Annotated in this window: 5 protein-coding genes; 2 read left to right on the top strand and 3 right to left on the bottom strand. The window is 30.4% G+C overall.

Annotated elements, in window-relative coordinates:
* Window positions 1–2,110: YcdB/YcdC domain-containing protein (locus tag JJE11_RS11480; protein ID WP_291635705.1), on the bottom strand; the 2,110-nt coding region annotated here is incomplete at its 3' end.
* A 354-nt stretch (window positions 2,111–2,464) separates the two neighbouring features.
* On the opposite strand from JJE11_RS11480, the gene JJE11_RS11475 reads away from it, so the two are divergent.
* Entirely contained in the window at window positions 2,465–3,067 is a 603-nt protein-coding gene (locus tag JJE11_RS11475; protein WP_291635703.1) for a flavin reductase family protein, read from the top strand.
* Window positions 3,068–3,105: 38 nt separating this feature from the next.
* Here the strand turns inward: JJE11_RS11475 and JJE11_RS11470 are convergent, their stop codons facing one another.
* Window positions 3,106–4,152, bottom strand: a complete 1,047-nt coding sequence (locus JJE11_RS11470; protein ID WP_291635702.1) for an SPFH domain-containing protein — start codon at window positions 4,150–4,152, stop codon at window positions 3,106–3,108.
* 29 nt (window positions 4,153–4,181) lie between these two features.
* Window positions 4,182–4,610, bottom strand: coding sequence for an NfeD family protein (locus tag JJE11_RS11465; protein WP_291635700.1), 429 nt, complete (start codon window positions 4,608–4,610; stop codon window positions 4,182–4,184).
* A gap of 505 nt (window positions 4,611–5,115) precedes the next feature.
* Between JJE11_RS11465 and JJE11_RS11460 the strand changes: the two genes are divergently transcribed.
* A complete protein-coding gene (locus JJE11_RS11460) occupies window positions 5,116–7,026 on the top strand; it encodes an NAD(+) synthase (protein ID WP_291635698.1) in 1,911 nt (636 codons plus the stop codon).

The following is a 7,026-nucleotide window of genomic DNA, read 5'->3' as shown; positions in this document are numbered from 1 at the left end:
TAGCTAACTGTTCCCTAGTAACTAATTGGTCTCCTATAAATTCACCTTCTGAATTTTCCATTATTCCATAGGATACAGCTACTTGAAGGTATTTATAATTTGCATCCGTCTTTGCAATATTTGAGAATTTTAACTCTGCAGCGCCAGCTGCCATATATGGATTATAACCTCTTCCATTTACTAACATCTTAATTAAATCAATTTGAGTAATCTTTTTATCCAATTTAAAATTAACAGTATCTATTAATCCTCTAGACGCTAAAATACTTAATTCCTTTTCAGCCTCACTATTTTTTATCTGTTCTTTAAACACTTCTATATTTTGGTCAATGTCTTCACCGTTATAGTTTACAAATTTGCCCGTAAGAGCATCAATATTTACATAATCATACATGCCACTCGCATCAACTAGTTTATAAGCGAGTTTCATCTCCATATCTTGTTTTTCTGGATTAACACTTTTATTTATTTGTGTATAAATAAGTACTGGTTTGTACTTATTAAATAATATTTCACTTGCATTTTCCTTGGTAATGGCATTTTTATTTTCCGGGAATTTAATATTTTTATCCCAATTACAATATAAATTATTCATTTCACCACTTACAGCGCTAAAACCAACATTTATACTATTATCATTATACTCTATGCCATCTTCTAATCTTGTAAAATTGAAATAATACGCTCTTTCACCCATTTTATCCTCAGCATTATAAGTATAATGAGCTTGCTCAGTTTTTATTTGTTTTACCTTATCAGGATAATACTGCGCAACTACTTCTAACGCCTTAGCATATGCATCTTCCCAAGATAATTTAGGTACAAATTTTTCAATCACGTTATAGTCTTCATTAGAATATTTATTAAAGTTTAATATTCCCCCAGTTAAAGCATCTATTGATACATACCCACCTTCATTGTTTTTCCCTGCTTCTCCTTTACTAAAGGATGCATTCCAAGTTTTATTGCCTACAGTGCCAATATCTTCAGTAGATTCTTGGTATCCTAAATCTTGAATTACATAACCATCACCATAAAGCTTGTTTATGAAACCTTTTATCAATTTTTCAGCTTCTACCTCTTCTATTGCTTTCTCTCTAGGTGTTAGTGCTTTTGCTTTATTATAAAACTCTTGTTTCTCTTCTACACTTAAGTCTTTTATTACTGGGATATTAGAATTATTATATGGATCCAAAATCTTGCCATCTTTTGCATCAATCATGTTTCCTTTACTAAATTCTGGAACATATATTAATTTTATGTCCTTTTTATTTTCATAATACTTATAATTTTGCATAAAACTTATATATTTTAAATTCATCTTAGCTTCATTTTTTAAAGCATCAGTTGCAGTTTTAGAATCTATTATTGCTTTAATCTCTGGGAATTTTAACTCATCGTTCCAATTACTATAGTAGGAAACTACCTTTCCGGATACTCCATCAACTTCTACATTAACATTATTGCCATCAAATTCTACGCCATTAACTTTGTTTGTATAGTTAAAATTATAATTAGCTGATCCGTAATATCCTAAATTATTATTATTCTTTCTGATAGATTCAGTAAATTTTTCAGGTTGAATTTTTTTAATAAAATCATCACTAATTTTTTCTGCTTCCATAACAGTTAATGTTGGAACTGTATTTCCTTCATTTCCAACTCGTTCATAATTACTTGCTTGAGTAACTTCACCAGTTTCTGCATTTAAGCCAACACTTATATTAACACTTTTTGACATATTAGACATATCCCAAGAAATATTCCACGAGCTATTTTTCACACCATTGTAATTTGATGTATTAAGATTACATCTTTGAGTGAATTTGCTCTCATCTATTTCTGTATTAAAACAAGTTTTTATAATTTCCTTTGCAATTTCTTTTGCTTTCTCCTTTGTTATTTTAACACTTTTTTCATCTTCGCTATTTATTGTAGTTGCCTCTGGCTTTGTACTTATTGCTGTATTCGTGGTTGTAGTTGTGGTGACAATTGGCGTAACTATAGCTGTAGCTTGAGTCTTTGTCATAGTTTGTGCAAAAGCAGTACTTGTCCCAGTAAAAGTTAATGCTGAAGCTAATAATAATGAAAGAATCTTTTTCCTATTCATAATAATTCCTACCTTTCAATATATAATATTTTATTATCGGCCTATAAAAATCCATCTTTTGTTGAGAAGTATACTTAATACATATTTTTCCTCATTACCCTTTATATATCTATGTATATATTATAGACGATTGCATTTCTAATTTAGTTACATAATAATTACATTTTTTTATTTTTAATAAAATTTTCCACTCAAATTTTCAACTTTATAAATCTTTTAAGATATTGTATAATGATATTGTTATTGGATAGATTTTTTTTCTAATAGAAGATTCTTTATAATAGGAAACTTTGTCTCTAGGATGCCAGTAACATTTAACAATATATTTGAAATATATGGGAGTGAAGATTATATATGACAAAAACTATATTTAAAGGCAGTGCGATGTTAAATCCTGTTCCTGTGGTATTAATTACCTCAAAAAATAAAGAGGGAAAAACAAATGTTTTTACAGTAGGGTGGATAGGAACAGCTTGTACTAAACCTCCAATGATAACTGTAGCCATAAAACCTGAAAGGCTTTCTTATGAATATATAAAAGAAAGTGGTGACTTTGTAGTAAATCTACCTAATTCCAAAATGGTTAGGGCGGTTGATTATTGCGGGGTACGCTCTGGAAAACAAATAGATAAAATTCGCGAAATGAACTTCACTATTGAAGACAGTAAGGATGTTACGGCCCCTTTAATTTCCGAATGCTTTATATCTCTAGAGTGTAAAGTTAGAAGTATTACCCCACTCGGTACCCATGATTTATTTTTAGCTGAAATTATGAATACTCATGTGGATAATAGCTTAATAGATGCTTTAGGGAAAATTCATTTTGAAAAAGCGGATCTTATTACTTATTCTCATGGTGAATATTTCAGTGTTAATTCGAGTCCGCTAGGCAAGTTTGGTTATTCCGTTCAGAAAAAAGTTAATAAGTCTCGTTCAAAAAATAAAAAGAAAGCCTGATTTAAAAAACTCAGACTTTCTTTTTATTTTGATCTCTTTTATAATGTTTTATTTTCCACTGGTTTACTTTCCATTGGCTTATTTTCCGTTGGTTTATTTCCCATTAACATATTTTCTATCGATTTATTCTCACCATTCTTAGTCATTTTTAGTGTTTCAGCTATAGCTGCTATACTACCCAAACTAGACAATGTCTCATTCGGAAGTATGAGTTTATTAGCTGGATACTTAGCCATCTCTTTAAGAGCTTCAATTTGTTTTAATGCTATAACTGTTTCATTTGTACCTGACTCTATAATAGCTGTATTAATTTTTCTTATAGCCTCTGATTCTGCAATTGCAATAGTCTGTATAGCACGAGCTTTACCTTCTGCTTCAAGAAGTTGAGATTCCTTCATTCCTTCTGCATGTCTAATATTCGCTTGTTTCTCAGCTTCAGCGTTTAATATCTGCGCTTGTTTATGTCCTTCTGCTCTTTCAATTAAACTTTGTTTTTCACCTTCCGCTGTAAGTATAAATGCTCTCTTATCTCGCTCTGCTCTCATTTGTTTTTCCATAGCATTTTGGATTTCAGTTGGTGGAACTATATTTTTAATTTCTACAGATAATATTTTTATTCCATAAGCATCTGTAATTTCATCAATTATCTCAAGAAGCCTAGAATTAATTCTATCTCTTCCTGATAATACTTCATCTAAAGTCATATCTCCCACAATATTTCTCATGTTGGTAATAGTTGAATACACAATACCTGATTTATAATCCTCAATATTGTATACTGCATCTCTTGAGTTAATAACCTTATAAAATATAACATTATCAATTGATATATTAACATTATCCTTCGTAATAACATTCTGTGGTTGTATATCTAATATTTGTTGCTTAGTAGAAATTTTTCTTCTAACATAATCTGCAAATGGAATTGTTAAATGCCAACCTGGCTGAAGTATCCTCTGAAACTGACCAAATCTTTCTACGAGCATCACTGATCCGGTATTAACAATTTTAATAGATGATAAAATCATAATAATAACTAATATTAATAAAAACAGTCCAATAAACGTTCCTATTCCAACATTCATTTTAAATTCCTCCTTAAATTTTATTTAACTTATACTTTAGATATTAATAATTTATTCCCTTCGATACCAATAACTTGAACCAAATCACCTTTTTTTAAAGGTTTTCCCACATTTTTTACAGTCCAATAAATCCCTTGAAATTTAATATTTCCTTTTACATCAATATCTTTTGTTATTTTAATCTCTGATCCGATATAACCTTCTTCCATAGTTACTGTTTTTTGCACTGTTTTTTTTATGGTTTTTTTAACTATAGGATAACCAACGGCCATAAAGACTGCACTTACTGCTCCAAAAATAATTGCTTGAACAACTAGCGTTGCATTAAATACAATAGCAAGTATTGCTGCAATTGCACCTATAGCAAACCATACAAACATAAAACTACTAGTTGTAATATCAATAAACAAAGCTAACGCTGCTACGATTACCCATAATGCCAACTGCGTCCAAACCATGTTATATCCCCCTCTCAAAATAAATTACTAATCTACACTTCTTGATTATATATCTTTTATTCCGTTAATAATACAATTCTATTGTATTATTAACAAATTTTGTTATTATAACTTACCAGAAAAGACTGTTCATATAATAATATGCCATTATTTTTTTTATATTGTTAATATATCATTATATTATATATATTAAACTTAATAAAGTTTAATTTAAGCATATTATCAGTCGTTTTATACCGTCTCCTTGTTATCACCTCACCATTTCTTATGCTTACTCTCATTCTCTCGATTATTGAACTTTTAGAATAACCAAAAACAGTTAACACCTATAATAAGCGGCAAATAACAGGGTACAGTTAATACTATTTAAACAATGGTAAAATAATCATTAACCGTCCCTACCAATATAAGTAATATAATGATATAATTTTAGTGAATATTTGTTATTTACAGTCAATTTTGCATATACTATATTTGAAAAACCAAAGAAAGGTCGTGAATTAGTTTGGAAACTTCTTTTATAAAGGTTTCTGCCGCTTGTCCAATAGTAAATGTGGCAGATATAGAGTTTAATCTAATTAACATTCAAAGTTGCATTAACCAAGCCTGCGAGGAAAACTCAAAATTTATTGTTTTCCCAGAGCTTTGCACAACTGCTTACACTTGTGCTGATTTATTTTTACAAAATGAGCTGATTGAAAAATCTGAGAAAGCAATTGAAACGCTCTGTGAGTTTTCTAAGAACAAAGATATATTAATTGCTGTAGGATCTTCGCTACATTTTAATAACTGTCTATATAACTGTGCTTATGTTATATTTAACGGCAAACTTCTCGGAATAGTCCCAAAAAGCTATATCCCAAATTACTCTGAGTTTTACGAAAAAAGATGGTTTACTGAAGGTCTTGGCCTCATAAACAAAACTGTGAATTTGTCATTTGCAAAGTGCATCCCTTTTGGAACGAATTTATTATTCACTTGTGGAAATATTAAATTTGGTTTTGAGATTTGCGAGGATCTTTGGGTAACCATTCCTCCAAGCAGCTATTTGGCTCTTCAAGGTGCAAATATAATTGCTAATTTATCTGCATCTAACGAATCAGTTAGCAAAGCTGATTACAGAAGATCCTTGGTTTCATCTCAGAGCGCAAGATGTATGTGTTCATATTTATATGCATCAGCAGGAGTTTTTGAATCATCCACAGATTTACTTTTCAGCGGACATCTTCTAATTAGTGAAAATGGTATACTATTAAAAGAAAATGATAGATTTCAAAGAGAAAATGAAATTATTACTTCCATTATTGATATAGGTATGTTAAATAGTGAAAGATTAAAAAATATCAGTTTTAGAAATAGCACTCCTATATGTCCATATGTCGTGTGCGAAATTCCTTTTAAATTTTCGAACTTAAATTTTGGAGTATTTGATAGGTATATTGATAAGCATCCTTTTGTGCCTTCTAATAAATACGAGCGTGAAGTACGTTGTGCTGAGATATTTAATATTCAAGCCTCAGCCCTTGCTAAAAGATTCTCATATACTGGGCTTAACAAAGCTATCATTGGGATCTCTGGCGGTCTTGATTCAACTTTAGCACTACTCGTTATAGTTAAAACCTTTGATAAGTTAAAAATACCAATAAAAAATATTGTTACTATAACTATGCCGGGTTTTGGAACTACAGATAGGACCTATCAGAATGCAATAAGCTTATGTAAAAATTTAGGTACAGATCTTAGAGAAATTAATATAGTTGATGCATGCCTTCAGCATTTTAAAGACATAAATCATCCAGTTGAAAAACATGATGTAACCTATGAAAATGTTCAAGCAAGAGAAAGAACTCAAATTCTTATGGATGTTGCTAATAAGGAAGGTGGATTATTAATAGGTACAGGTGATTTATCAGAGCTTGCTCTAGGTTGGTGTACTTATAACGGAGACCATATGTCTATGTATTCTGTAAACTGCTCAGTTCCCAAGACTTTGGTGAAATATTTAGTTAGATATGTAGCAGATAAAGAATCCTCAAAAGAAGTTACAGATATACTTTTAGATATTCTTGACACTCCTATAAGTCCAGAACTTCTACCTAGCGATAAAAATGGTGAAATCGCTCAAAAAACTGAAGACATAGTAGGCCCATATGAACTACATGACTTCTTCCTTTATTACTTTATGAAGCAAGGCGCAACTCCTTCGAAAATATTATTCTTAGCGAGTGAATCCTTCAAAGATGATTACAGTAAAGAGGAAATAAGAAAATGGTTAGATAAATTTATAAAAAGATTCTTTACCCAACAATTTAAACGTTCAGCTCTTCCTGATGGTCCAAAAGTGGGAAGTATAAGTGTATCCCCAAGAGGAGATCTTAGAATGCCATCAGATGCTAGTTATAATTCTTTCCTTTAG

Source organism: Clostridium sp., from assembly GCF_016650095.1.
Classification (GTDB): Bacteria; Bacillota; Clostridia; order Clostridiales; family Clostridiaceae; genus Clostridium_AD.
Note: the sequence above shows the minus strand (reverse complement) of the source record. Positions and strands in the feature narration are given on the sequence as shown.

What these genes read in the sequence shown, in the direction of transcription:
- JJE11_RS11475 (WP_291635703.1), top strand. Translation starts at nt 2,465, where the DNA reads ATGACAAAAACTATATTTAAAGGCAGTGCGATGTTAAATCCTGTTCCT.
- JJE11_RS11470 (WP_291635702.1), bottom strand. Translation starts at nt 4,152, where the DNA reads ATGAATGTTGGAATAGGAACGTTTATTGGACTGTTTTTATTAATATTA.
- JJE11_RS11465 (WP_291635700.1), bottom strand. Translation starts at nt 4,610, where the DNA reads ATGGTTTGGACGCAGTTGGCATTATGGGTAATCGTAGCAGCGTTAGCT.